Annotated in this window: 22 protein-coding genes; 20 read left to right on the top strand and 2 right to left on the bottom strand. The window is 67.2% G+C overall.

The window, feature by feature from the left end:
• Positions 1-22: 22 nt before the first annotated feature.
• The gene (locus FBZ89_RS28835) at positions 23-733 is read right to left on the bottom strand and encodes a cupin domain-containing protein (protein ID WP_145754371.1); all 711 of its coding nucleotides are present in this window, start codon (positions 731-733) and stop codon (positions 23-25) included.
• Positions 730-1,398, bottom strand: coding sequence for a haloacid dehalogenase type II (locus tag FBZ89_RS28830; RefSeq protein ID WP_145754370.1), 669 nt, complete (start codon positions 1,396-1,398; stop codon positions 730-732). The genes FBZ89_RS28835 and FBZ89_RS28830 overlap by 4 nt, the downstream gene beginning before the upstream one ends.
• Before the next feature lie 677 nt (positions 1,399-2,075).
• Between FBZ89_RS28830 and FBZ89_RS28825 the strand changes: the two genes are divergently transcribed.
• The 20 genes from FBZ89_RS28825 to FBZ89_RS28725 all read left to right on the top strand — a co-directional run bounded on the left by FBZ89_RS28825 (position 2,076) and on the right by FBZ89_RS28725 (position 24,190).
• Positions 2,076-2,468, top strand: coding sequence for a copper-binding protein (locus FBZ89_RS28825; RefSeq protein WP_145754368.1), 393 nt, complete (start codon positions 2,076-2,078; stop codon positions 2,466-2,468).
• A 3-nt stretch (positions 2,469-2,471) separates the two neighbouring features.
• Entirely contained in the window at positions 2,472-3,026 is a 555-nt protein-coding gene (locus FBZ89_RS28820) for a DUF2231 domain-containing protein (protein WP_145754367.1), read from the top strand.
• A 222-nt stretch (positions 3,027-3,248) separates the two neighbouring features.
• Entirely contained in the window at positions 3,249-3,983 is a 735-nt protein-coding gene (locus FBZ89_RS28815) for a DUF4198 domain-containing protein (RefSeq protein WP_145754365.1), read from the top strand.
• A gap of 29 nt (positions 3,984-4,012) precedes the next feature.
• The gene (locus FBZ89_RS28810; protein WP_145754364.1) at positions 4,013-4,396 is read left to right on the top strand and encodes a hypothetical protein; all 384 of its coding nucleotides are present in this window, start codon (positions 4,013-4,015) and stop codon (positions 4,394-4,396) included.
• Positions 4,397-4,405: 9 nt separating this feature from the next.
• Positions 4,406-5,143: a HupE/UreJ family protein gene (locus tag FBZ89_RS28805; protein WP_145754362.1), complete on the top strand. Its 738-nt coding sequence runs from the start codon at positions 4,406-4,408 to the stop codon at positions 5,141-5,143.
• A 1-nt stretch (position 5,144) separates the two neighbouring features.
• Positions 5,145-5,729: a hypothetical protein gene (locus FBZ89_RS28800; RefSeq protein ID WP_246172961.1), complete on the top strand. Its 585-nt coding sequence runs from the start codon at positions 5,145-5,147 to the stop codon at positions 5,727-5,729.
• 318 nt (positions 5,730-6,047) lie between these two features.
• Positions 6,048-8,150 carry a TonB-dependent siderophore receptor gene (locus tag FBZ89_RS28795; RefSeq protein WP_246172952.1) on the top strand — a complete coding sequence of 701 codons (2,103 nt, stop codon included), beginning with the start codon at positions 6,048-6,050 and terminating at the stop codon, positions 8,148-8,150.
• A 122-nt stretch (positions 8,151-8,272) separates the two neighbouring features.
• Positions 8,273-9,379: a PepSY-associated TM helix domain-containing protein gene (locus FBZ89_RS28790; protein WP_145754359.1), complete on the top strand. Its 1,107-nt coding sequence runs from the start codon at positions 8,273-8,275 to the stop codon at positions 9,377-9,379.
• Positions 9,376-10,302 carry a 2-hydroxyacid dehydrogenase gene (locus FBZ89_RS28785; RefSeq protein ID WP_145754357.1) on the top strand — a complete coding sequence of 309 codons (927 nt, stop codon included), beginning with the start codon at positions 9,376-9,378 and terminating at the stop codon, positions 10,300-10,302. Before FBZ89_RS28790 ends, FBZ89_RS28785 begins: the two co-directional genes overlap by 4 nt.
• 341 nt (positions 10,303-10,643) lie before the next feature.
• Positions 10,644-11,942 carry an NAD(P)/FAD-dependent oxidoreductase gene (locus tag FBZ89_RS28775; protein WP_145754355.1) on the top strand — a complete coding sequence of 433 codons (1,299 nt, stop codon included), beginning with the start codon at positions 10,644-10,646 and terminating at the stop codon, positions 11,940-11,942.
• Positions 11,939-13,495, top strand: coding sequence for an ABC transporter substrate-binding protein (locus FBZ89_RS28770; protein ID WP_246172951.1), 1,557 nt, complete (start codon positions 11,939-11,941; stop codon positions 13,493-13,495). Before FBZ89_RS28775 ends, FBZ89_RS28770 begins: the two co-directional genes overlap by 4 nt.
• 3 nt (positions 13,496-13,498) lie before the next feature.
• Entirely contained in the window at positions 13,499-14,485 is a 987-nt protein-coding gene (locus FBZ89_RS28765; RefSeq protein WP_246172936.1) for an ABC transporter permease, read from the top strand.
• Positions 14,482-15,375, top strand: a complete 894-nt coding sequence (locus FBZ89_RS28760; RefSeq protein WP_145754353.1) for an ABC transporter permease — start codon at positions 14,482-14,484, stop codon at positions 15,373-15,375. Before FBZ89_RS28765 ends, FBZ89_RS28760 begins: the two co-directional genes overlap by 4 nt.
• A gap of 1 nt (position 15,376) precedes the next feature.
• Complete coding sequence (locus FBZ89_RS28755) at positions 15,377-17,215, top strand: ABC transporter ATP-binding protein (protein ID WP_145754352.1); 1,839 nt, start codon at positions 15,377-15,379, stop codon at positions 17,213-17,215.
• Between the two features lie 217 nt (positions 17,216-17,432).
• Positions 17,433-18,290, top strand: a complete 858-nt coding sequence (locus FBZ89_RS28750; RefSeq protein ID WP_145754350.1) for a GNAT family N-acetyltransferase — start codon at positions 17,433-17,435, stop codon at positions 18,288-18,290.
• Positions 18,291-18,313: 23 nt separating this feature from the next.
• Positions 18,314-19,792: an NAD-dependent succinate-semialdehyde dehydrogenase gene (locus FBZ89_RS28745; RefSeq protein ID WP_145754348.1), complete on the top strand. Its 1,479-nt coding sequence runs from the start codon at positions 18,314-18,316 to the stop codon at positions 19,790-19,792.
• Entirely contained in the window at positions 19,789-20,880 is a 1,092-nt protein-coding gene (locus tag FBZ89_RS28740) for a tartrate dehydrogenase (RefSeq protein WP_145754347.1), read from the top strand. Before FBZ89_RS28745 ends, FBZ89_RS28740 begins: the two co-directional genes overlap by 4 nt.
• A 113-nt stretch (positions 20,881-20,993) precedes the next feature.
• The gene (locus tag FBZ89_RS28735) at positions 20,994-22,397 is read left to right on the top strand and encodes an aspartate aminotransferase family protein (protein WP_246172965.1); all 1,404 of its coding nucleotides are present in this window, start codon (positions 20,994-20,996) and stop codon (positions 22,395-22,397) included.
• A 118-nt stretch (positions 22,398-22,515) separates the two neighbouring features.
• The gene (locus FBZ89_RS28730) at positions 22,516-23,007 is read left to right on the top strand and encodes an Lrp/AsnC family transcriptional regulator (protein WP_004271966.1); all 492 of its coding nucleotides are present in this window, start codon (positions 22,516-22,518) and stop codon (positions 23,005-23,007) included.
• A gap of 31 nt (positions 23,008-23,038) precedes the next feature.
• Positions 23,039-24,190: a M20 aminoacylase family protein gene (locus FBZ89_RS28725; RefSeq protein ID WP_145754346.1), complete on the top strand. Its 1,152-nt coding sequence runs from the start codon at positions 23,039-23,041 to the stop codon at positions 24,188-24,190.
• Positions 24,191-24,201 lie beyond the last annotated feature (11 nt).

Below are 24,201 nucleotides of genomic sequence, written 5' to 3'. Positions count from 1 at the left end.
AGCGCATGGCCGCCGCGATGGGTCACGCGGGACGCTGCGTCGCGTAGACCTTCTTGACATGCACCTCGCTGATCCACGCGCAACCGTCGCCCCGGATGGCCAGGCAGACATCGCCAGCGGAGAAGGTGACGCTGCCGCCGGCATCGGCGAAAGTGACGCTGCCTTCCAGCAAATGCATAAGCTCGATATGGCGATAGGGCATCTGCCTGCGGTGATAGGGCGTGGAATCCCAGGTGCCGCAGACGAACTCACGGCTGGCCGACCAGTAATCGGAATGGTTCCGGCAGGATGGCGTGGGGCCGACGAGCAACTCGGCCAGCGGCGGGTTGGAGGGCGAGAGAGGTGCGGCCTGGTCGATCGTCACCGGCATCTCCGACGTCCCCGGCTGGGCCGCCGGACTACTGACGATGATCAGCAGCGTTCCCTCGGCGGCCCGCCAGGTGAAGCGCGTCCCCACCGGCAGCACGCCGCTCATGCCCGCCGGCAGCGAGAGGCGGCCGCCGCCGCTGTCGATTTCAAGCCCACCGTCGAGAACCAGGACGAATTCATCCGCCGACAGGCCATCAACACGCCCCTCCCCGCGTGGCGCCAGGGCCGCGACGGTGGCCGCGGCGTCGGTAAAGATGGGCACAGCGCGGCCGCCGATCCAGTCGCCAGCAGGGGGCGTGCCCGCCGCATAGGCCCGCAGATCGACAACGGCCCCCACCCGGCCCTTCGCCGCCCCCGCGATCATAGCCCCACCAGGCCAGGCAGGCCGCCAATGTTGGGGATGTCGTGGACCTGGTAGTAGCTGTTCAGCGGCTCGTGCCCCCGGTTGACGAAGGCCTTCATAGTGATGCCCATGTCATAGGCGGTCATCAAGTCGTAGCGGAAGCTGGAGGAGCAGTGGAGCACGTCCGCCGGCCCGCAGCCCAGTGTGTCGAACATGAACTCGAAGGCGCGCATCCGGGGCTTGTAGGCCTGGGCCTCCTCCGCCGTGCAGACCGTATGGAATGGCGCCTGCAGCTTCTCGACGCTGTGGGGGATGAGGTCAACCATCGAATTGGACAGGATGACGAGCGGAAACTCGGCCGCGACGCGCTTCAGCGGCTCAACGACGTCGGGATGGGGGTTCCAGGTCGGGATGGCGGCATAGAGCGCCGCGCCATCAGCGTCACGATACGGAACCCCCGCCTTCTTGCACGCGCGCTGCAGGGCCTCGACCACCACGTCGCGGTAAGGCCGCCAGGCACCGAGGACGGCGTCCAGCCTGTAGGCGGAGAAGTCACGGCAGAACTGTTCCAGCGCCTCCCCCGCCAGGCGGTCGGCGTAAACCGTCCGCGCCACCGGCGCCATCTCGAAGTTGATCAGCGTGCCATAGCAGTCGAACGTGATGAACTTCGGCCGCAAGACAGTCATGGAGGGCCCCCTGTCGCTTAAGGTTTTTGGATTTGCGATCGGCATACCGGCCAACGCGCTTCATGAAAGCCTAGCGCCAACGCGCGACATGATGGCGCCTTTGTTATCGCTCCGATTGGCAGGCTTCCGCATCAGGGGGCATTGGCGCAGCACGATATACCGTTGTGGCGGATGGGACCGGCGCCCTGTGATGCCCCTTTGCATACCCGGCACCGGATCGTTATGGTGCCGGCATGCGTCTCCGCCCGCTCCCGCAACTCTTCGTCCTGCTATGCATCGCCGCCTGTGTCCTCGGATGGGCCGGCCGGGCGCAAGCCCATGGCATGGGGCGGCAAGCGGGCATCGAGACCGCAACGGCCCCCGTCGCCGTCGCGGCGCCCCGCATCCTGGCGGCGGACCCGCAGGATCTTGGATGCCAGGACGGCTGTTGCTGCCGTGGGATCTCCCCGTGCTGCGCCATGGCCTGCCATGGGGCGGCCCTCAGCCCCCCGGCCGCACCGGACTGGCCGGCGGATCAGGCGCGGGCGCCGGGATCGCCGGCGCATACGGACGGGACCGGCATCACCTGCCTTCCCCCCCTTGAACCTCCCAGGGGCGTGGCCCGGCTGTAAGGCCGCCCCCTCATCCCGGCCGTTCCGCAATGAGCGGCCCTATGCAGATTCCCTGGGAGAAATCACATGATCCCGAAAACCTTCGCGCACGCCGTCATGGCGGCGCTGATGATCGCACACGCGCCAGCGCTGGCTGCCACGCCCCGAACCGACCACGACCATCCCGGCGAAACGCCCGAGAAGGCGGCGATGCCGACCGGCACCGGCACGGTGAACGCCGTGGATGCCGGCCGCCACACCGTGAACCTGACCCATGGCCCAATCACCGCCCTGAACTGGCCCGGCATGACCATGGACTTCCCCGTGGCTCCGGGGATCGACTTGGCCGGATTGCGGCCCGGCGCCCAGGTCATGTTCACCTTAGGGAGATCCCCGGCGGGCGCCTATTGGATCGACCATATCATGCCGGGTGACACCGCCATGCCCATGGGCCACGGCCACGATGGCCACGGGGGTTGAGCCATGCCGGAAATCCTGCCCAACTGGCACCCCGTGGTGGTTCATTTCGCCGTGGCGCTGCCCCTTCTGGCGTTCCTGTTTTTCACGGCCGCGTTCCTTCGGCGCGAGACCGGAACGGCACCGGCCCTGACCACCGCCGCGCGCTGGTCGCTGTGTCTGGGTACGGTGGCGGCGCTGGCGGCCATCCTGACGGGACAGCGGGCCATGACCACGTCCACCATGGACCTCGCCGGTCATGAGAACGTGCATATCCACCTGACCTGGGCCTACCGCACGGCGGCCGTACTGGCCATCGCGTCGCTGGGCGCTTGGCTGGACCGCAAGCGGGCCGTGGGTGCCCATCCCCTGCTGCTGCTGTGCGTGGCCGGCGGCATGGGGCTGGTGGCAATCACCGGATGGTACGGGGCGGAGAACGTCTACCGCCATGGCATCGGCGTGCAGCGCCTGCCCGACCCCGCCGCCCTCGACGACCATCAGGGGCATGCCCACCACCATCACCACGACCATGACGACCCGGCATCGCAGAACGGTGATCCGGGAACCGACCAGCCCCATTGAGGGATGGGACGCGCCGGCGGATGCAACTGCGGCCATCCGCCGGCGTATCCGGTAGAGCCAAAGCACAATCGACCGTCCGCCCGCCGGCCCAGGACGGGTTTCTGCCGCCAAGCCCGCCGCAATCGGTGCCATCCCGCCAATCCGGGGTGTTAGCCTTCTTAAAAAGAACGGGACCGCCCTAAAATGGCGTGCTGGGTCAAAACATAAGACAGGGGATCGATAATGCGTCATTTCAAGCCCATCGCCCTCGCCGCGCTTGCCAGCGCCCTCATTTCCGGCCCCGCCGGCGCGCACGCCATCTGGTATGCCGAACATGCCCGCCAGTTGGCCCTGATCTATGGCGTTGGCGCCGACGACCTGGATTCCGTGAAGCGTCTGCCGGGCTTCGAAGGCATTGCCGCCTATGACGCCAACTACCAGCCGATCGAAGCCAAGCTGCGCGTGGCCGGCCCGCTGGTGGTCCTGGACACCGAACAGCGCCCGACCCTGGTGGCCGCCGTCCTGCAGAACGGCATCTGGTCGCGGATGAAGGGCGAGGAGTTCGAGAAGAAGACGCGGGAGGAAATGCCGAACGCCTTCTATTCGGAAAAGACCATCAAATACACGGTGGGCGTTCGCGGCCCGCTGGAGAAGCCCATTCCCGCCCTGCCGGGACAGGTGCTGCAGATCGTCCCGGTCGGCCCCATACCGGAAAAGCTGGGCACGCCCATGACCTACAGGGTCCTGTACAAGGGCAAGCCCATCGCCGGCGTCTCGGTCATCAACGACCTGGTGAACGACCCCGACGCCACCCCGGTGAAGACGGCCGCCGACGGCACCGTCACCCTGGCGGTGCGCAACCAGGGCCTGAACGTGATCGAGGCGGTCTACAAGGCGCCGACGGACGATCCGAAGAAATACGACGAAATCGAGCTGGGGGCCACGCTGTCGTTCCTGCTGCAGCACGCGCCGGAATGAACCCGCTCCCCTCTTTGAAAGGCCCCGCCATGACCCTCGCGAAGTTCCTGACCCCAGCCCTGGTCGCCCTGGCGCTGGCCGCCGCCCAGCCCGCCCTGGCGCATGGCAACACCAAGCCGCAGCATGGCGGCGTGGTGCTGATGGCCGGCGAAACCGTGTTCGAACTGGTGAACAAGGCCGGCGCCGTGGCTCTGTACGTCACCGATGATGACGAGCCGGTGGCCGCCGCCGCCATGACGGGGCGGATCAGCATCACCGCCGGCGGCAAGACGCAGGTGGTGGCGCTGAAGCCCGCCGACGGCAACCGATTCGACGCGCCTGGCGCCACCATCCCGGCCAAGTCCCAGGTCGCCGTCCAGGTCATCGACACCGCGACGAAAACCAGCCTGGGCACCACCTTCACCCTCAACTAGGGGACCCCGATGCAGGCAGCAACCCCGCTTTCCGTACCGGCCCCACATTCGGCCAAGGCATCGCGCGGGCTGGTGGTGCTGGCCGCCCTGGCCACGGCCCTCACCACCACGCCCGCCCAGGCCCACGGCGTGTCGGACGCCGACAAGGCCTTCATCACCGGCGCCGACGGCGTCAACATCGTCCCCTACATCTATCTGGGCGCCAAGCACATGGTCACCGGCTATGACCATCTGCTGTTCCTGGTCGGCGTCATCTTTCTGCTGTACCGGCTGAAGGACGTGGGCCGTTACGTCACCCTGTTCGCCATCGGCCACAGCACGACGCTGTTGCTGGGCGTGCTGACCGACGTGCGGGCCAACGCTTACCTGGTGGATGCCATCATCGGCCTGTCGGTGGTCTACAAGGCCCTGGACAACCTGGGCGCCTTCAAGACCGTGCTGGGCTTCACGCCCAATCCCCGCGCCGCCGTCCTGGTCTTCGGCTTTTTCCATGGCTTCGGCCTGGCGACCAAGCTGCAGGAATTGGCGCTGTCCCAGGATGGGCTGATCCCCAACCTGGTCAGCTTCAACGTGGGCGTGGAGATCGGCCAGTTCCTGGCGCTGAGCGTCATCCTCATCCTCATGAGCCTGTGGCGCCAGACGGAGAACTTCCGGCACAGCGTCGTCCTGGCCAACGCCACCCTGATGGCCGCCGGCTTCGTACTGACCGGCTATCAGCTGGCGGGCTATTTCCAGCAAGGAGCCTGACATGGCGAGCCCTTCCATGGACCAATACGTGGTCGCCCCCCGCACCCTGACCAAGGCGACGGCGGGGGCGGGCGTGGCCGCGGCCCTGATCCTGACCCTGTTCGTACTGCCGGCCGAACGCGGCATCGACCTGACCGGGATCGGTTCCGCCATCGGCCTGACCCGGATGGGCCAGGCTGAGAAGGAGGTGACGGCCCCGCCCCAGGCGCCGACCGCCATTCCCATTCCCAACCGGGCCATGATCGAAAAGACGACCGCCCTGCGCAGCGATGAAATGACCCTGACCCTGGCGCCCCATACCGGCGCCGAGATCAAGGCCCACATGCGGGAAGGCGACCATTTCATTTTCCGCTGGGAAGCGAGCGCGCCCGTGAAGGTGGACATGCATGGCGAACGGGTGAACGCTGGTGACGCGTTCACCAGCTATTGGAAGGAAAAAGAGGTTTCGGCCGCCCAGGGCGACCTGACCGCGCCCTTCGAGGGCACGCACGGCTGGTATTGGCATAACCGCAGCGATGTCCCCATCACGGTGACGGTGAAGACCACCGGATTTTATGGGGATTTGTTCAGGCCCCACGCCGAATAGGTGTGATAACGCCGGCCATCGGCGGCCGGCAGATTCATCCGTTTGGCAAGATGCCGCAATATTTCCCCCTGAAAATGGCCTGGCCTTCGAACAAAGATTCCCAAAAGATCAGGCACCATCATTCCTAATAAAACGGGCGAAAGTTGGGTCCAATCTCCGGACTGTCTTCCACCGCGGCGCGCGCTCGTCGCGACGGAGAAGATTTTACAAAAAAAGAATCCTTAGGGAGCCTTCACATTAAAATCAGAACAGGGGGCGAGAAAAATGAAGGGCCATTCCGGTTTTCGATTCTTTTGTGCCGCGACCGCGGCTTATCTGATGCTTCAGCCCGTGGCCCGCGCCGCGGAAGACCCGGCGCCGGCCATCGGCGATACCCTTGACGAAATCACGGTCACGGCGCAGAAGCAGCAATATGTCGGCACCGTGCCGGCCAAGGACGTGCCGCAAAACGTTCAGACGTTGAGCGGCGCCACGTTGCAGGAAGTTGGCATCACCCGCCTTGCCGACGCGCTGGACCTGGTCAGCGGCGTGGCCCGACAGAACAGCTATGGCGGCCTGTGGGACGGCTTCGCCGTTCGCGGTTTCGCCGGCGATATCAACGTCCCCAGCGGCTTCCTCGTCAACGGTTTCAACTATGGTCGCGGATTCGGCGGGACCCGGGATGTCTCCGGCGTGGAGCGGATCGATGTCTTGAAGGGCCCGACCTCCGCCCTGTTCGGCCGTGGCGAGCCGGGCGGCACCGTCAACATCATCACGAAGCAGCCGCAGTTCACGCCGGAGGGCAGCGTCATGCTCGAAGGCGGAAGCTATAGCCATTTCCGAGGGGAGGCGGACTACACCACCCCGCTCAGCAAGCGGCTGGCCGTCCGTATGAACGGCGCCTTCGAGGACGAGGACAGCTTCCGTGACACGGTCCACGCCAGAAAGGAAACCGTATCGCCCTCGGTCCTATGGTTCCTCAACGACACCACCAGCGTCTCCTACCAGTTCGCGTACACCCATCAGGAGGTCCCGTTCGACCGGGGTGTCGTGGCGGTCAACGGCAAACTTGGCGTCATTCCCATTTCCCGTTTCCTGGGCGAGCCGGCCGACGGGCCGACCAAGACCAACGACTACGGCCATCAACTGCAATTGCAGCATGACTTCAGCGACAAGTGGGGGGTCTTGCTGGGGGCGGGCTATCGCACCACCGACCTCACCGGCTATGGTGAGACGCCGGAACTGGTCGCATCCCGCCAGCCCTTCTTCACCGATGGCCGCACGCTCTCCCGGCAGCGCCGTTACACCACCTACGACACCGAGGATCTGGTGCTGCGTGGTGAAATCAACGGGCAGTTCGACACCTTCGGCATCACCCACCACGTGCTGGTGGGCGCCGACTACGACGACTTCAAATTCAACAACTTCCAGACGCGGTCACGGCCACCCGCGCTGTCGACACATCCGACATTCGCCCAGCAGAACGCGATCGACATCTACAACCCCGTCTACACGCCGGCGGGCTTGCTGCCCGCCACGACCGGCCTGGTCTTCAATCAGTATGAGCAGGACAAGACCACCGGCACCTACGTGCAGGATCAGATCGATGTCACCGACAGCATCAAGCTGCGTGTAGGTGCGCGCTACGACGACTTTTCCCAGTCGATCCTCGACCGCGCGGCGCATGTGACGGCCCGGCAGAACCCGGATTCCTTCAGCCCGCAGGCCGGCATCGTCTATGAGCCGACCAAGTCGATCTCGGTCTATTTCAGCTACGGGCAGGGGTTCCGCGCGAATACCGGGCAGGATTACTACGGAACACCCTTCGCGCCCGAAAGAACGGAATCGTACGAGATCGGCGCCAAATACGTGTCGCCGGACCAGGGGATTACCAGTTCCATCGCCCTGTTCAAGATGAGCAAGGACAACATCATCACGGCCGATCCCGTGCACTCGGGCTATGTGATCGCCATCGGCACCGCGGAAAGCAAAGGTGTCGAGTTCGACGTGAGTGCCAAGCTGCCCTATGATTTCCGGTTGCTGGGCAGCTTCGCCTATGTCGATGCCTATTCGACGTCATCGGTTCTCGACCCCGACTTCGGCAAGGTCGTGGCCGTGGGCGATCCACTGATCAACATTCCGGAACTGAGCGGCAACCTGATCCTGTTCAAGGACTTCTCCGTGATGGAAAGGCCCGCCAACGTGGGCATCGGGGTCAACTACGTTGACAAGCGGCTGGGGGAGACCGGCACGACCTTCACCCTGCCCGCCTACACGCTGGTGCGGTTGATGGGGTCGGTCCATCTGACGGACGACATCGAGTTGAGCGGCGAAATCAACAATCTGTTCGATGAAACGTGGTACGCGAATAGCTACGCCGCGCTGTGGGTGCAGCCTGGCGCGCCACGCACGTTCAAGGCACGGGTCCGCTATAAGTTCTGACCCGAGGACGCCCTATCCCCGGCGGGGATAGGGCTCGACCAGGCGGCTCCTGCCGCCATTCCGCGACCTTCCCGGCGCGCCCGCGTCACCCTCAGTGGCCGCCTTGGGGCCCGAAGGACCTTATGATCACCAAGCGCGCCCTTTATCACCTGCATAAATATTGCGGCCTGGTGGCAGCGGTTTTCATCCTGATCCAGGCGGCGTCAGGTGTCCTGCTGCTGTTCCAGGATACCCCGGGCCGAGGCCTGGACACAAAACAGCCACTCTCTCAAACCACCCATGGTGCCGCCGCCGACACCGTGCGGCTGAGACGCCTGCAGGCGGTTCTCGCCGCCGCGCATCCCAACGCCACCTTGCGCCGGCTGGACTTCCCCAGCCAGGCGGATGCCCCCTACCTGGCCCATTTGACCGACCCCGATGGCAGCACCCGCTATGTCGCGCTGGACCCCGCGTCGGCCGAAATTTTGAGGGACGGGTCCATCTGGCGTTTCCCAGCCATCGCGTTACTCCGGCTGCACGACCAGATGCTGACGGGCCGGCCGGGCACGGCCGCCATCGTCCTGGTTGGTCTCACCATCCTGGTGTTGACGCTGGCGGGCCTCGCCCACTGGTGGCCCCGCCCCGGGCGCTGGCGCCAAAGCCTGACCATCCAGCGGGGCCAACCGGCACGCATGATCCTGCGGCAGGGCCATCGCATCCTGGGCGCGGTCGCGGCCGTGGTCATCGCCATCAGCGCACTGACGGGCTTGACCCTGGCGGTACCCATGGTGCTGGCCGCCCCATCCCCATCGCCCACGGCGCCCCTTGCGACGATGAGCGATTGGGATGGGGCGCTGACGCTGGCCCGTGCGCGTTTCCCCGGGCACGCCGTCCGCGATCTGCGGTCACAGGGCGCCACCCTTCTGGGTGTGTACCTCCGGGCGCCGGAGTACGGCCCCCTGGCGGTGCACCAGGTGACCATCGACTTGATATCCGGGCACGAGACCCTGTCCGTGCCCGCTGACCGGAATACCGACGCCTGGGTGATCGCCCTGCCCATCCATACGGGCGGGATCGCGGGCGCCACCGGACTGGGGCTGGCCTTGTTCGCCGGCCTGTCGTTGGCGATGCTGGCGATCACCGGTCCCGCCATGTGGCTGCACCTGGCGCTGGTGAAGGCCCGCAACCGCCGGCGCCGCCTGGCCGGCGCGCCATCCCCTGTCACCGCCATCCCGAAGGTGCGGTCATGAGCGTCCTCTATAAGTCCGAGCCCGAGCGTGGCCGCGCCTGGCAGGCCCTGTTCGCGGACCAGGCCCCCGACATCGGCTTCCATCTTTGGCCGGAGATGGGGGATCCGGCGGCCATCCGCTATCTCGCAGCCTGGGCGCCCACCGCCGACATCTTTGCGGCCTTGCCCAACCTGGAGGTTCTATTCTCCATCGGCGCCGGCGTCGATCAGCTTGACCTGTCGCAGGTGCCGCCGTCCGTCGCCGTGGTGCGCATGATTGAGGCCGGCCTGACCGAAGGCATGGTCGAATACGCGGTATTCGCGACCTTGGCCCTGCACCGCCGGGTCATCGACTACATCAGCGACCAGCGCCAAGGGCGATGGCAACCGGCCCGCCTGGTGCCGCCGGCCAAGCGGCGGGTGGGCGTCATGGGCCTGGGTGTGCTGGGGCAAGCGGTCCTGGCCCGGCTGGGCGCCTTCGGCTTCCCCTTGCTGGGGTGGAGCCGAACCCCGCACGCCATTGCCGGCGTGGATTGCTACGCCGGACGCGAGCAGTTGCCGGACTTCCTGGCGCGATGCGACATCCTGATCTGCCTGCTGCCGCTGACGCCGGGGACGCGTGGCATATTATGCCGCGAGACCTTCGACCGGCTGCCCGCCGGTGCGGGGCTGGTCAACGCCGGCCGGGGCGGACACCTGATCGAAAGCGACTTGCTGGATGCCCTGGATGGCGGCCGGCTGGCCGGTGCCGTGCTGGATGTGCTGAACAGCGAACCACCGCCCGCCGCCCATCCCTTCTGGCGCCATCCCAAGATTCTCCTGACACCGCACGTCGCCAGCATGACCACGGCCGATATCGGCGGTCAGGCCCTCCTTGACAATATCCGGCGTCATCAAGCCGGCATTGCCATGCAGGGCCTGATCCGGCGCGATCTCGGATATTAACGCCGGTGGCCTTTCCCGCGTCGCAGCAAACTATGCTGAATGCGATGGGCAAAAGGCGGAATCCTGCGCCGGCCCGGGGCAGTTTAAGGACATGTTTTGATCGGCCTGTGGCCTAATGGGTTCACAAGAATGGTCACCGGACAGGGTGCGCATGAAATGTGGAAAGCGGTGCTGGCCGGCAAGGCCGGGCGCTTCCCTCCGCCTGGGCCCGCGCCGGAGCCGAACAGCCAAATCATGGCATCCCAAAAGGAAAGACGTCGCATGATCGCGTTCCGGCCCCCAAACGTCACCATCGACCGCCACGGCGCCCTGGTGACCGCTCTCATCGGGCCCTGACTTCCATGACCGGACCCAAGACCTGCTCCTACTGGCTGGACACGGCGCCCCCCTTCACCGGCGGCGCGGACGGCGGCCTGGACAGCCGCACGGACATCGCCATCATCGGCGCCGGCTTCACCGGCCTTTCCGCCGCCCTGGCGCTCAGCCAACGGGGCGTTTCCGTCACCGTGCTGGAGGCGGACCGCGCCATCGGGGCCGCGTCGGGACGCAATGGCGGCCATTGCAACAATGGCCTGGCGCACGACTACGCCGCCCTGTCCGCCAAGCTGGGCCGGGATCGCGCCGGCGCCTACTACCGCGCCCATGTCGCGGCCGTGGACACGGTGGAACGGTTGGCGCGCGAGAATGATATCGACTGCGACTTCCGCCGCCCCGGCCGCCTCAAGCTGGCGGCCAAGCCCGAGCATTTCGAGAAGCTGGCCAGGGCGCATGACGTGTTGCGGGCGGAAATCGACACCGATGTGGCGTTGGTGACGCCCGACCACATCGGGGACGAGATCGGCTCCGCCGCCTTCCACGGCGGCCTGATCCAGACGACCAGCGCCCAGCTGCACGTCGGCAAATTCGGGGTGGGACTGGCCCACGCCGCCGCCCGCGCGGGCGCCCGCATTCATGAACACACCCCGGCGACCGACATCCTGCGCCGCCCCGGCGGCGGCTGGCGGGTGGTGACGCCCCGGGGCGAGATCGTCGCCGACCAGGTTCTGATCGCCACGGGCGGCGGCGGCACCGGCGGCCCCCTGGGCCCGCTGCGATGGTTCCGCCGTCGTATCGTTTCCGTCGGCAGCTTTATCATCGCCACCCAGCCGCTGGACCCGGCGCTGCTGGACCGGCTGTTCCCCAGGCGGCGTAACTACGTCACCAGCAAGAATATCGGCAACTATTTCCGGACCACCACCGACAACCGCCTGATCTTCGGCGGGCGGGCGCGGTTCGCCGTTTCCAATCCCCTGTCCGACCTCAAGAGCGGGCGCATCCTGGAGGTGACGCTGGGCCGGACCTTCCCCGAACTGGCGGGAACGCGCATCGATTATTGCTGGGGCGGCATGGTCGACCTGACCGCCGACCGCCTGCCCCGTGCCGGCCAGCATGACGGCCTGTATTACTCCATGGGCTACAGCGGCCACGGCGTGCAGATGGCGACCTACATGGGGGAGCGCATGGCCGAGGTGATGATGGGGCGCCCACAGGCCAACCCCTGGGCGGACCTGGATTGGCCCAGCATCCCGGGGCACCTGGGCAAGCCGTGGTTCCTGCCGCTGGTGGGCGCCTATTACCGCGTCCAGGACATCCTGCATTGACGGCCCGCGCGACCCCATCCCTGATCACGCGGCGGCACCTCATGGGCGGGATGCTGGCCACTGGTCTGATGGCGGGCGGACCGGCGTTCGGGGCCGGCCAGGAAACGGCCTCCCCCCGGCGGGGTGGCCGCATCCGCGTGGCCGGCATGTCCAGCTCAACGGCCGACACGCTGGATCCGGCCAAGGGCGCCCTATCGACCGACTACGCCCGCCACTACATGTTCTACAGCGGCCTGACGCGGTACCGCGCGGACCTGTCGGCGGAACCCGCCCTGGCGGAGACGCTGGAAAGCGACGACCGGACCCTGTGGCGGGCCGTCCTGCGCAAAGGCGTGACCTTTCATGATGGCAAGCCGCTGTCACCGCGGGACGTGGTCTATTCCCTGATGCGGCACCAGGATCCGGCCACGGCATCCAAGGTCAGGCCCATCGCGGACCAGTTCCGGCGCGTCGCCGTCTCCGGTTCCAACGAGGTGACGATCGAGCTGACCGGCCCCAACGCCGACCTGCCGGCCATCCTGGCGGACTCGCACTTCCTGATCGTGCAGGACGGTACCACCGACTTCCGCCAAGCCATCGGCACCGGGCCCTACCGCTGCACCTCCTTCCAGCCCGGCATCGCCACCATCGCCGTGCGCAACGAAAACTATTGGGTCGAGGGCAAACCCTATTTGGACGGGATCGAGCTGCTCGGCATTCCGGATGAGGTGTCGCGCGTCAACGCCCTGCTGTCGGGCGATGTCCACCTGGTCAACGCGGTGAATCCCCGCTCCGCCCGCCGTATCGAGGCGTCGCTCGGCCACCGCGTGCTGGAAACCAAATCCGGCCTGTACACCAACCTGATCATGCGGCAGGACGCCCTTCCCTCGCGGGATCCGGACTTCGTGCTGGCCATGAAGTACCTGTTCAACCGCGACCTCGTCCGCCGCACGCTGTACCGCAACTACGCCACCATCGCCAACGACCAGCCAATCCCGCCCGGCAGTCCCTATTACCTGGCCGATCTGCCACAGCGACCCTACGACCCGGATCGCGCGGCCTTCCATCTGCGCAAGGCGGGCCTGGCGGGGGCGCGGCTGCCTGTCTACGCCTCGCCGGCCGCCGACGGGTCGGTGGACATGGCCTCAATGCTGCAGGAATTCGCCGCCCAGGCGGGCCTGCACCTGGCGGTAAACCGGGTGCCGGCCGACGGCTACTGGTCTACCCACTGGATGAAGCACCCGCTGGGCTTCGGCAATACCAATCCCCGGCCGACGGCGGACATGCTGTTCAGCCTGTTCTACAAGTCGGACGCGCCGTGGAACGAATCCGGCTGGCGGAATGAGCAGTTCGACCAATTGCTGCTGGCGGCGCGTGGCGAACGGGACGAGGCGCGCCGGCGCCAGATGTACGGCGACATGCAGGTGCTGGTGCACGACCATTGCGGCGTCGGCATTCCCGTCTTCATCAGTTCGCTGGACGGCTATGACCAGCGCCTGAAGGGGTTGGGCTCCATCCCCATCGGCGGTCTCATGGGCTATTCCTTCGCGGAACACGTCTGGTGGGAGGGCTGACCGGTGGCCCATGGCACCCCAAGAAACCACGGCGGAATTGCCGCGGCCGGCCGCCTGATCCTACGCAGGCTGGGGTCGGCGCTGCTGACCTTGCTGCTGGTGTCCCTGGTGGTCTTCACCATAAGCGCGCTGCTGCCCGGCGACGCCGCGGAAGAAACGCTGGGACAGAGCGCCACGCCTGAAGCCGTGGCCGCCCTGCGCCACCAGATGGGTCTGGACCAGCCGGCACACCTGCGCTACGCGCACTGGCTGGGCGGCATGATCAAGGGCGATCCCGGCCAGTCGCTGGTGGCGAATATGCCGGTGGGCCAGGTCATCGCCGGCCGCCTACCCAATTCACTGACGCTGGCCGGCCTCACCGCCGCCGTCGCCATCCCGCTGGCCCTGGCCATTGGCATCCTGTCGGCCCTTTACCGCGACACGGGGCTGGACCGCGCCCTGAACCTGATGACCCTGGGCATGGTGGCGGTGCCGGAATTCCTGGTGGCGACCATCGCCGTCCTGGTCTTTTCCGTCACATTGCGGTGGCTGCCGTCCATCACCGTGGTGCGCGAGGGCATGGGCTGGGCGGAGATGCTGCGCGGCTACGCCATGCCGGTGATGACCCTGGCCTGCGTGACGGTGGCGCAGATGGCGCGCATGACCCGCGCGGCCATCATCGACCAGTTGAACCGTCCTTATGTGGAGATGGCGCTGTTGAAGGGGTTGTCCCCCGCGCGCGTCGTGCTGGTCCATGTGCTGCCCAACGCCGTGGCCCCCATCGTCAACGCCATGGCGCTCAGCCTGTCCTACCTGCTGGGGGGCGCCGTCATCGTCGAGACGATCTTCAATTATCCCGGCATCGCCAGCCTGATGGTCAACGCCGTCACCAGCCGTGACATGCCCCTGCTGCAGGCGTGCGCCATGATCTTCTGCGTGGCCTATCTGTTGCTGATGCTGGCGGCCGATGTCTGCGCCATCCTGGCCAACCCGAGGCTGCGCGGCCAATGACCCCCACCGTCCCCTTGCGCGAGGAAAGCATGGCGAAACCGGTGTCCACAGCCGCAGGCCGGGTTTGGCACTTGCTGTCCGGCCTGTCCACATCGGGGCAGGTGGGCTTGGCGCTGGTCGTCCTGTGGCTGGTCCTGGGCGCTGCCGGGCCCCTGCTGGCGCCCTATGACGTGGGCGCCTTTGTCTCGCCGGAGGTTTTCGACGGCATGAGCGCCCGGCACTGGCTGGGCAGTGACTATCTGGGCCGCGACGTGCTGAGCCGCCTGCTTTCCGGGGCCCAATACACGGTCGGCCTGGCCCTGGCTTCCGCCTTGCTGGCCAGCGCGACCGGCGCCGGCCTGGCGTTGACCGCCACCGTCAGCCCCCGTTGGGTCGATGAGGTGATCAGCCGTTTCATGGATACCCTGATATCCATTCCCAGCAAGGTGTTCGCCCTGGTGCTGGTCGCGGCCTTCGGCTCGTCCCTGGCCTTGCTGCTGCTGATCGCGGCGGCGACCTACACCCCGGGGGCCTTCCGCATCGCCCGGGCCTTGGCCACCAATCTAAATCAGATGGACTACGTGCAGGTGGCCTACGCCCGGGGCGAGGGCCGGCTGTACATCGCCACCGCCGAAATCATGCCCAACATGATCCATCCCGTGCTGGCCGATTTCGGCCTGCGCTTCGTCTTCATCGTGCTGCTGCTCTCAGGCTTGAGCTTCCTGGGCCTGGGCGTGCAGCCGCCCAACGCCGACCTGGGATCCCTGGTTCGGGAAAACATCTCCGGCTTGGGCGACGGCGCCCTGGCCATCCTGGCGCCCGCCGTGGCCATCGCCACGCTGACCATCGGCGTCAACCTGCTGATCGACGCCCTGCCGGGGCGCGGCCGGCGCATCACCGGAGGGCGTTGAGATGGACGCCGCGCAGGATCACGTCCAGGTTTCAGGCCTGCGGATCACCGCGCCAGCCGCTGGCGGCCAGGAAACGCCCATCGTCAGCGACGTGGACTTCACCATCCCCAAGGGCCAGGTGCTGGCGCTCATCGGGGAATCCGGGTCGGGCAAGACCAGCATCGCCCTGGCCTTGATGGGCTATGCCCGGGGGGACTGCCGCATCGCCGGCGGCGGCGTGCGGGTGGGCGACACCGAAATCCTAACCCTGGACGCGTCCCAGCTGCGCACCGTGCGCGGCAACCGGATCGCCTATGTGGCGCAGAGCGCCGCATCATCCTTCAACCCGTCGCGGACCATCATGGACCAGGTGGTGGAGACGGCGGTGGGGCGCGGCCTGCTATCCCGGCCGGCGGCCGAAGACAAGGCCGTGGGCCTGTTCCGCGCCCTGGCCCTGCCCCAGCCGGAAGCCATCGGCGAGCGCTATGTCCACCAGCTGTCGGGCGGGCAATTGCAACGGCTGATGGCGGCCATGGCGCTGATGACCGATCCGGAACTGGTGATCCTGGACGAGCCGACCACCGCCCTGGACGTCACCACCCAGATCGACGTGCTGCGCGCCTTCAAACGGGTGGTGCGCCAACAGGGCGCCACGGCGTTGTACGTTTCGCACGACCTGGCGGTCGTGGCGCAGGTCGCCGACCGCATCGTGGTGCTGCAACGGGGCCGGGTACGCGAGGCCGGTGATGCCAACCAGGTGCTGGAGAAGCCGGCCGACATCTATACCCGCACCCTCATGGCGGCGGCGCGTCCCCCGGCGCAGGCCAGGCCCCACCGGCCCGCCCCGCAGCAGGCGCCCCCGCTTCTGGAGGTGCGCGGCCTGACCGCGGGCTATGGCCGGGTGGAAGCGGGCGTGCCCAAGATCCCGGTGCTGCGTGACATCACCCTATCCATCGCCAAGGGCACCACCCTGGGTGTCATCGGCGAATCCGGTTCCGGCAAGTCCACGCTGGCGCGGGTCATCGCCGGTCTGGTGGCACCCGCCGGCGGCCAGGTGCTGTTCCAGGGCCAGCCCCTGGCCCCCACACTATCGGGCCGGACCCGGGAACAGTTCCAACGTATCCAGCTGGTCTTCCAGAACGCGGATACCGCGCTGAACCCCGCTCATACCGTGTCCCGCATCCTGAGCCGGCCCCTGTCCTTCTACCACGGCATGGATGGCCGGGCACGGGACCGCCGTGTGGCCGACCTGCTGGACCTGACCCAACTGCCCGCCGGCCTTGCCGACCGGCGCTGCGGGGAGCTGTCCGGCGGCCAGAAGCAGCGCGTGAACCTGGCCCGGGCCCTGGCCGCCGATCCCCACCTGATCCTGTGCGACGAGGTGACATCGGCGCTGGACACCGTGGTCGGCGCCGCCATCCTGGATTTGCTGGCCGAATTGCGGCGCGAACTGGACCTGTCCTACTTGTTCATCAGCCACGACATCTCCACCGTCCGCGCCATCTGCGACGACATCGCCGTGCTGTATGCCGGCCAGAAGGTGGAGATGGGGCCGCGCAACGGCTTTGGCGACGCCCCCTTCCACCCCTACACGGATTTGCTGATCGGGTCGGTGCCGGAAATGCGCCAGGGCTGGCTGGAGGAGAAGGAAACGGCGGTGGCGCCGCCGCCCCTGGCCACCGCCCAAGATGCGAATCTGTGCCGCTTCCTGCCGCGATGCGCCGCCCGGGTGGAGGGCTTGTGCGACCGCCTGCCCCCGCCCCGTATCGTTCTGGATGGTGGCAACGAACTGCTGTGCCACCATGACGGGCAGGCGTTACAGCATCTCCAACGCGGCCGCCAATCGGCGATCAACCCGTGACTGGAGATGCCAATGCCGGCATTTGGCGGGATCGGATCGAACCGCGCGCGCCATAATCTTCTGATTTGACGCGCAAGGCGGCATCGAATGCTCCGCCGCCGCCCTTATAGTCTGTGCACGATTGACAGGGTCGACCGCATCCGTCGGCATATCATGCCGACATCGACCGCCGAGAACGCGCCGGGATTCCCCGGGGAAGCCAACGAGAAGATGGCCGATGGAAAGACGAACCGATCTCCTGGTGAAACTGCGGGACATGACGCCGGATGACCTGCCCCAGGCGCACGCGCTTTCCCGCAAGCTGCAATGGCCGCATCGCCTTGAGGATTGGGATTTCATGCTGCGGGCCGGCACCGGCCTGGTGGCGGAGGAGGACGGGGTCATCGTCGGCACCATCATGGGCTGGCCCTACGGCCCCGAGGTCGCCACGCTGGGCATGGTGATCGTCGCCGAGGAAAAGCAGGGGGCGGGTATCGGCCGCCAGTTGATGGACGCGATGATGGCGCGGCTGGGCGATCGCGCCATCGTGCTGAACGCCACGACCGAGGGCCTGCCCCTCTATACCCGCCTGGGTTTCACCCCCTTCGGCGAAATCCTGCAGCACCAGGGTGCCGCCTTTTCCGTGCCCATCCCCAGCCTGCGCCCCAACGAGCGGGTGCGGCCGCTGGGCAGCAAGGACCATGACGCCATCATCACGCTGGACCGGAAGGCCTGCGGCATGGACCGTGCCAGCCTGTTCGCGCAGCTGCGCAAGCTGGCGCATGGCGTGGTTCTGGACCGGGACAGCCAGGCCATCGGCTTCGCCCTGTTCCGCCGCTTCGGCCGCGGCTATGTGATCGGCCCCACCACGGCGCCGGATGCCGAGGGCGCCCGCACCCTGATCTCCCATTGGCTGGGGTCCAACGCCGGCATGCTGGCCCGTGTCGACATTCCGCACGACAGCGACCTGGCCGCCTGGCTGGACGATCTGGGCCTGCCCTGCGTCGGCCGCGTCACCCGCATGGTGCGGGGGCGCCTGCCGGCCCAGGGCCAAGCCATCCACACCTTCTCCCTGGTCAGCCAGGCGCTGGGCTGACCGCTCACCATCCAGGTTCCGCCATGACGATCCTCGACCTGAAAGACCCGGCGCTGCTGCCGGGGCTGGCCTTCATTGACGGCACGTGGCGGCCCGCCGCCGCCGGACGGTCCCTTCCCGTGTTCGACCCCGCGACCGGCCGGCCGGTGGGCGAGGCGCCCGATTGCGACGAAGGGGACACGCGCGCCGCGATCGCGGCGGCCGCGGCGGCCCTGCCCCCCTGGCGGGCCCGTACCGCCAGCCAGCGCTGTGAAATCCTGGCGCGTTGGCACGCCCTGATCCTGGCGAATGTCGATGACCTGGCCCGCATCATGACGGCCGAGCAGGGCAAGCCCCTGGCCGAGGCGGCGGGCGAGGTGCGGTACGCCGCGTCATTCGTGAAATGGTTCGCGGAGGAAGGCCGCCGCGTGCACGGTTATGAGGTGCCGGCGCCGGAGGCGGACCGCCGCATTCTGGTGCGCAAGGAGCCGGTGGGCGTCTGCGCCATCATCACCCCCTGGAACTTCCCGGCCGCGATGATCACCCGCAAGTGCGCCCCCGCCCTCGCGGCCGGCTGCACCGTGGTGATCAAGCCGTCCGACCTGACGCCCCTCACCGCCCTGGCGCTGGCCGTGCTGGCGGAGCGTGCCGGCGTCCCGGCCGGTGTGCTGAACGTCGTCACCGGCGTGCCGGATGCCATCGGCCGGGAACTGACGGCCAGCCCCGTGGTGCGCAAGCTGTCCTTCACCGGGTCCACCCGTGTGGGCAGCCTGCTGATGCGCCAGTGCGCCGACACGGTGAAACGCCTGAGCCTGGAATTGGGCGGCAACGCCCCCCTGGTCATCTTCGACGACGCGGACCTGGACCTGGCCGTGGCCGGTGCCATGGCGGCCAAGTTCCGCAATGCCGGCCAGACCTGCGTCTGCCCCAACCGCATCCTGGTGCAGGACGGCATCCATGACGCCTTCGCCGAACGGCTGGGCCAGGCCGTCGCGGCGCTTCGCGTGGGACCGGGCATGACAGCCGGCGTCACCACGGGCCCCCTGATCAACGCGGCGGCCGTGCGCAAGGTGCGCGACCATGTCGATGACGCCTTGACCAGGGGCGCGCGCATCGCCGCCCAGGCGCCCAGCGACGGCGACCCCACCCGCTTCACAGCCCCCGTCGTGCTGACCGGCGCCACGATCGACATGCGCCTGGCGCACGAGGAAACCTTCGGCCCGGTGGCGCCGTTGTTCCGGTTCGAAAGCGAGGACGAGGCGGTGACGATGGCCAACGCCACGCCCTATGGCCTAGCCAGCTATTTCTACACCAACGACCTGCACAGGGCGTGGCGCGTGTCCGAACGGTTGGAGGCTGGGATGGTGGCGCTGAACACCGGTTCCATCGCCATGGAGATGTCGCCCTTCGGCGGCGTCAAGCAGTCCGGCTTGGGCCGCGAGGGCGGGCAGGCCGGGATCGAGGAATACCTTGAACAGAAGGCCTTCCACATCGGGGGCCTCAAGCTGGGAGCCACGCTGTGACCGATGCGACGAATAAGTCCGGCCGCCGCTATACCATCGCCGTCATTCCGGGTGACGGCATCGGCAAGGAAGTGGTGCCCGAGGGTGTGCGCGTCCTCGAACGCGCGGCCGCCCTCTACGGCTTCACGGTGGAGCAGCGCTGGCACGATTTCGCCTCCTGCGACTACTACGCCCGGCATGGCCGCATGATGCCGGAAGACTGGAAGGAACGGATCGGCGCGCCGGACGCCATCTTCTTCGGCGCCGTCGGGTGGCCTGAAACGGTGCCGGACCATATCTCCCTCTGGGGATCGCTGCTGCAGTTCCGGCGCGAGTACGACCAGTACGTCAACCTGCGCCCCGCCCGCCTGTTGCCCGGCGTGCCCTCGCCCCTGGCGGGGCGTGAACCGGGCAGCATCGACTTCTGGATCGTGCGGGAGAATACCGAGGGCGAGTATTCCTCTGTCGGCGGCCACATGTTCGCCGGCACGGACCGCGAGGTCGTGATCCAGGAAACGGTCATGACCCGTTTCGGCGTGGATCGGGTGCTGCGCTACGCCTTCGACCTGGCGAACCGCCGCCCCAACCGGCACCTGACCTCCGCCACCAAATCCAACGGCATCGCCATCACCATGCCCTTCTGGGACCAGCGGGTGGAGGCCATGGCGGCGCGGTATCCCGACGTGCGCTGGGACAAGTACCACATCGACATCCTGACGGCGCAGTTTGTGCTGAACCCCGACCGTTTCGACGTGGTGGTGGCGTCCAACCTGTTCGGCGACATCCTGTCGGATCTGGGGCCGGCCTGCACCGGCACCATCGGCGTGGCCCCCTCCGGCAATATCAACCCTGATGGCACCCACCCATCGCTGTTCGAGCCGGTGCACGGTTCCGCCCCCGATATCGCCGGCAAGGGCATCGCCAACCCGGTGGGCCAGATCTGGTCCGCCGCCATGATGCTGGACCATCTGGGCGAAACCGCCGCCGCCGCGGCCATCATGGCGGCCATCGAAACCGTGCTGAAGGAACCCGGCCTGCGCACCGCCGACCTCAAGGGCAAGGCTGGCACCGAGGCCTGCGGCAAGGCCATCGCCGAGGCCCTCCGCTGACACGGCATTTTATGCCGCCGCGACCCGGAAGAAGGGGCGCGGCGGCACCCGCCCGGGCCTAACACGGCGCATCTGACCAGCCGGTGTCGGCTAGGCTTTCAGCCGTGGACACCATGATGAGCCTGAGCCCGATGCTGAAGCGCAACCGTTCCCTCGTGGATGTCGATCGCGACTATCTGATCCATCCCGTCACCTCTTTCCGCGGCCATGAGGCGCGCGGCGCCACCCTGCTGCAGAGCGCGCGCGGCATGTACGTGACCGACATGGACGGCCGTGAATTGCTGGACGCCTTCGCCGGCCTGTGGTGCGTGAACGTCGGCTATGGGCAGGAGAGCATCGCCGAGGTCGCCGCCGAGCAGATCCGCCGCCTGCCCTATGCCACCGGCTATTTCCATTTCGGATCGGAGCCGGCCGTGCGCCTGGCCCAGCGCCTGGTGGAACTGGCGCCACCGTCGCTGACCCACGTCTATTTCACCCTGGGTGGATCCGACGCCGTGGACAGCGCCATCCGCTACATCGTCCACTACTTCAACGCCATCGGCAAACCGGGGAAGAAGCAGTTCATCGCGCTGGAACGGGGCTATCACGGTTCGTCGGCCATGAGTTCGGGCCTTACGGCGCTGGGCAACTTCCACCGCAATTTCGACGTGCCGCTGCGCTGGCAGCATCATATTCCGTCGCCCTATCCCTACCGCAGCCCGGTGGGCGCCGACCCGGCGGCGGTGATCGCGCAGTCGGTGGCGGACCTGCGCGCCAAGGTCGCCGAGTTGGGGGCCGACACCGTCGCCGCCTTCTTCTGCGAACCCATCCAAGGATCAGGCGGCGTCATCGTCCCTCCCACGGGCTGGCTGAAGGCCATGCGCGACGTCTGTACGGAGCTGGACATCCTGTTCGTGGCCGACGAGGTCATCACCGGCTTCGGCCGCACCGGCCCCCTGTTCGCCTGCGAGCATGAGGACGTGAACCCCGACCTCATGACGGTGGCCAAGGGCTTGACCGCCGGCTACGCGCCCATGGGGGCGGTGCTGATGTCCGACGCCGTCTACCAGGGCATCGCCGACGGTGCGGCCCCCGACCTGCCCATCGGCCACGGCCAAACCTATTCCGGCCACCCGGTCAGCGCCGCCATCGGGCTGGAGGTGCTGCGGCTCTATACAGAGGGCGGCATCCTGGCCAATGGGCGGCACGTCGCCCCCCGCTTCGCCGCCGGCCTGGAGGGCCTGTCCGGCCACCCCCTGGTGGGGGATGTCCGGGGGCGCGGCCTGCTCGGTGCCATTGAATTGGTCGCCGACAAGGCATCCAAGAAACGGTTCGATCCCGCGCTGAAGCTGCCGGAACGTTTATTCGCGGAAGGGTACCGCAACGGCGTGATCTTCCGCGCCTTCGGTGACAACATCCTGGGGCTTGCGCCGGCCCTGTGCTGTACCGAAGATGAAATGGACATGATCTTCGCCCGCATCCGCCAGACTTTGGACATTATACTGGAGAAGCCGGACGTCCGGGGCGCTCTCACATGATGAATATTGGGCGGGCTGATCCGCCTTCGGACGATGTAAGCTGGCAGCCGCTTCCCCTTCAAGGCGGCGGGGGAATGCCTCATCATCATCCGCCCGGGACAGGAGACCAGACCGAAACATGACGCTCGGCCCCAAACTCGACCGTATCGACATCAACATCCTGGTACAGCTGCAGCAGAGCGGCCGCATCACGAACGTGGAACTGGCCGACGCCGTGGGGCTATCGCCCAGCCCCTGCCTGGCACGGGTGAAGCGGCTGGAGAAGGCGGGATACATCACCGGGTATGGGGCCCAGATCAATTACCAAAAGCTAGGGGACTTCATGACGGTGTTCACCGAAGTGACACTGTCGGAACACCGCAGCGGCGACTTTTCCCGTTTCGAATCAAAGATCCGCAAGATCGACGAGATCGTGGAATGCCATCTGGTCAGCGGCGGCTACGATTACCTGCTGAAGTTCATCACGGTCGGCGTCACCCATTACCAGACCATCATCGAGAGCATGCTGGAAGGTGATTTCGGCATCGAAAAGTACTTCAGCTACATCGTCATCAAAACCCCTTTCATCAAACAGCACTACCCGATCCAGGGCCTGTTCGAGCGCGGATAGGCGGCCCGGGCAAGCCCGTTGGAGACGCGCCATGGCCGACGTAGACGATCTCATTGAACCGCTCATCGCCTTCAGGCGCGATCTACACGCCCACCCGGAATTGGGCTTTGCGGAACACCGCACGGCGGCCCGCGTTGCCGGGGCACTCACCGACTTGGGCCTGGAGGTACACACGGGCATCGGCGGCACTGGCGTCATCGGCGTCCTTAAGGCAGGCGCGTCGGACCGATGCGTAGGCCTGCGTGCCGACATGGACGCCCTGCCCATCCACGAGAAGACCGGCCTGCCTTATCAAAGCCGCCACACCGGCGCTTTCCATGGCTGCGGCCACGACGGCCATGTCGCCATGTTGCTGGGGGCGGCCCGTCACCTGGCCCGCACCCGTCGCTTCGACGGCACGGTGCATTTCATCTTTCAACCGGCGGAAGAGGGGCTGGGCGGCGCCCGGGCCATGGTTCAGGAGGGCCTGTTCCAGCGCTTCCCCTGCCAGCGGGTCTTCGCCCTGCATAACTGGCCGGATCTGCCGGCCGGCACCGTCGCCACCCGACCCGGCCCCATCATGGCCGCCGCCGACAAGTTCGAGATCCGAGTGGAGGGCCGGGGCGGCCATGCGGCCCTGCCGCACCAGACGCCAGACGCCATCCTGGCCGCCAGCGACCTGGTCGGCCAATTGAACACCATCGTGGCCCGGCGGATTTCCCCCACGGCGTCGGCCGTCCTGTCGGTCACCCAGATCAACGGCGGCCACGCGCACAACGTCCTGCCGGCCGAGGTCCGCGTCACCGGCACGGTGCGAAGCTTCGACGCGGCCGTCCAGGACCGGATCGAGGGCTCCTTGCGGCAGGTGGCCGAGGGCGTGGCCATTGCGAGCGGCACCCGCATGTCCGTCACCTATGACCGCTACTATCCGGCGACAATCAACGACGCGGACGCGGCGGCCGAGGCGCTGGCCGCCGCCGGGACGGTCTGCGCCGACGCCAGGACCGCGCCGGAGCCTGCCTTCACGTCAGAGGACTTCGCCTTCATGCTGCAGGCCTGCAAGGGTGCCTATCTATGGCTGGGCCAGGGGGATGGAGCGGCGTCAGCGCCGCTCCATCATCCACACTACGACTTCAACGATGCCATTCTCGCGACTGGCGTGCGCCTGCATGTGTCGCTGGCCGAACGACTGCTCGCCGCCTGATCATTTAACCC

It is taken from the genome of Nitrospirillum amazonense (assembly GCF_007828045.1).
Classification (GTDB): Bacteria; Pseudomonadota; Alphaproteobacteria; order Azospirillales; family Azospirillaceae; genus Nitrospirillum; species Nitrospirillum amazonense_C.
The sequence above is the reverse complement of the archived record's forward strand: the minus strand, read 5'-3'. Positions and strand labels throughout refer to the sequence as shown.